Below are 2238 nucleotides of genomic sequence, written 5' to 3'. Positions count from 1 at the left end.
TGTTAATCTGAATACGAGTAAAGCAGTGCGTTCAATTCGATGCCGTTTTATTCGTCTCTATACGAATAAGGTTCCCAGAGCGAGGTCGTCACTAGCGTGAAGTTCAAAGACATGCCAATAATCGTGAAGCTGTACATCTGCATCGCGCTTTTTATTATCCTGCCCTTGATTTTGGTCGGCTTTTATTTGAACTTCCGTTTCGCCGAATTGACCCTGAACAAGGCAAGTGAAAGCGCGCTTCAAACCTTGAAGCAAACGAAACAGAATTTCGAAGCATTGGCTGCGGATACAGACGATATTTCGGTCCGTGTCCTGTCTAACGATATGGTACAACAGTTTATTAAAGGCGATTACAAGAGTTCGACGGAGTATGAAAAGGCCTATCTGGATGTCGATGCGTGGATGGATGATATTATTGGATCCAAAGATGACTATGAAGGCATTCATCTATACGCTGATAAGGAGCTCCTTTATCAGCGGGGAATTGAGATACCTGTGATGAATCAGGCGAACATGCACGATGCAGAAGAATTGCAGGGCAGAGGCTTCTGGGTCACCGCTCCGCACGAACTCTCTTATTATCGGGCGATTATGGATTTTGACAAGCTGGGGAGAACAATTGGGTACGAGAAGTTTACGGTTAATGAAGAAAAGCTATACGACTTTTATAAAAACATGAATTCTGTTCCCGGTTCCCAAATCCACTTGATTGATCAATCAGGGTTGATTCTTTCATCGTCAGAGAGGGCCCTGATTGGGCATCCGATCGGAGTAGTTGAACCTATTCAAAGAGCGTTGCGACTGAAAGAGGATTTTTTTACGATCGAAATCGACGGCACTAAGCTCATCGTTCTTTTTTATACGATTGAGGAGTTAAATTTGATGCTTGTTCAGTCCATCCCGGAGAGTTCGTTTTCCACATTAATTACGACTGTCAATACCGTCTTGTTCTTTGTCTTTTCGTTATGCATTTTATTCGGCATACTGTTCTCTCTCATCCAGTACAAGTACCTGCTTAAGCCTCTGCGAAAGCTTCGGTCTGAGATGGCGAAGCTCAAAACCGGCAATTTCAATATCGCGCTGGTCGTTGAATCCAAGGATGAGATTGGCGAAATCGGCAATGGGTTTCTGCGGATGACCGAGCAATTGAAGGCTACCATTAATGATGTCTATGTGGGGAGAATTAAGCAAAGGGAAGCGGAGCTCACTGCGCTGCAATCCCAGATCAACCCACACTTTTTATACAATACGCTAGATTCCATTCATTGGTTGGCCGTGAAAAAGAAAAACTATGACGTAAGCGAACAGATTGAAGCGTTGGCAGAAATCTTCAGACACGTTCTGAATAATGGCGAGCCGCTCGTGACGGTACGCCAGGAGCTCGATTTTCTGGAAAGCTATATGTTTATTCAGACACGCAAGTATGGCGATCGAATAAAACTTCGCATTAGTGCGGATGCGAAGTTGATGGGCTGCAAAATGCCTAAGTTGATTCTGCAGCCTTTGGTAGAAAATGCGATTGTTCACGGATTGGAGCATATCGTGGAGGGCGGCTTTATCGAAGTTGTAATTACCAAGGTTGACGAAGGGATTCGCTTCATTGTTGAGGATAACGGAGCGGGTACGGACGAAAGGGAAATCCATCAAATGATGGAAAGCGATCATGAAACGAAAAACGTGTTCGCACTCAAAAATATAGATGATCGAATCAAGCTCAGCCACGGGCAAGGTTTCGGTCTTACTTTTTCAAGTAAGTGCGGGATTGGCACTCGGGTCGAGGTACTGATTCCGCCAATCGATAACATGAATGGCAGGTGAACGGGGATGAAATTGTTGATTGTCGACGATGACGAACAGATCCGTTCGGGAATGGAGCAGGGAATTGATTGGGCCGCTTTGGATATTGAGGAAGTGGTAACAGCCTCTAACGGATTGGAGGCAATGATCCAGTTTACCGAGCACATGCCCGAAATCGTGGTGACGGATGTCCGAATGCCCGGCATGGATGGGTTAGAGCTTCTAGAGCGGATCAAAGAAATCAAATCGGAAACACGGGTTGTCATCCTAAGCGGCTATAACGAGTTCGAATACCTGAAGAAGGCCATTCAATTGGATGCTGTGGATTATGAGATGAAACCTATACGCGTAAGAAATTTTATTGCTTTGATTCAGAAGATCAAGGAATATTCCGAAGCAGATATAGCCGGTCACTTGTTCAGCCGACTTCAAGAGCTGGAT

At 45.0% G+C, this 2238-nt stretch carries 2 protein-coding genes; both read left to right on the top strand.

The features are described 5' to 3' along the window. Positions 1 to 96: 96 nt before the first annotated feature. Complete coding sequence (locus tag AB4Z33_RS30815) at positions 97 to 1818, top strand: cache domain-containing sensor histidine kinase (RefSeq protein ID WP_442053553.1); 1722 nt, start codon at positions 97 to 99, stop codon at positions 1816 to 1818. Positions 1819 to 1824: 6 nt separating this feature from the next. Then, a partial coding sequence (locus AB4Z33_RS30810; protein ID WP_442053552.1) for a response regulator occupies positions 1825 to 2238 on the top strand: 414 nt, incomplete at its 3' end.

The organism is Paenibacillus sp. 2TAB19 (assembly GCF_052115185.1).
GTDB lineage: Bacteria > Bacillota > Bacilli > Paenibacillales > Paenibacillaceae > Pristimantibacillus.
Note: the sequence above shows the minus strand (reverse complement) of the source record. Positions and strands in the feature narration are given on the sequence as shown.